The sequence below is a fragment of the Pseudomonas sp. 05N432 genome (genome assembly GCF_056396945.1).
Map to the genome: position 1 here is coordinate 1 of NZ_JBFTMM010000109.1, position 304 is coordinate 304.

Consider the following 304-nt stretch of genomic DNA (forward strand, 5'->3'; position numbering starts at 1 on the left):
GTCTATAATTCGCCCCACTTCCGGCGCAGTCGAAACGGAAAACTCCTTGGTAAACAAAGAGTTACGCAGTTTTCGGCAGCGGTTACGCTTCAGTTCATCGAAGYCYGAAGGAGTTGAAAGAGCGGTGTTGTTTGGCTCTTTTAACGGTTCGATCGTCTCGGTCGAAAGCGGAGAAAAAGAGGTGTTGACAGCAGCGAGTAACGCTGTAGAATTCGCCTCCCGCTAACGAGAGATCGGAAGCGCAAGTGGTTGAAGTTGCAAAGGAAACTTTGAAAACTTCTGAAAATAACCGCTTGACAGCAAC

The 304-nt window shown here is 48.3% G+C and carries 1 protein-coding gene; it reads left to right on the top strand.

Annotated elements, in window-relative coordinates:
• Positions 1-226 (top strand): hypothetical protein (locus tag AC1DHT_RS29485; RefSeq protein WP_477761618.1); only part of this gene is annotated, 226 nt, incomplete at its 5' end.
• Positions 227-304 lie beyond the last annotated feature (78 nt).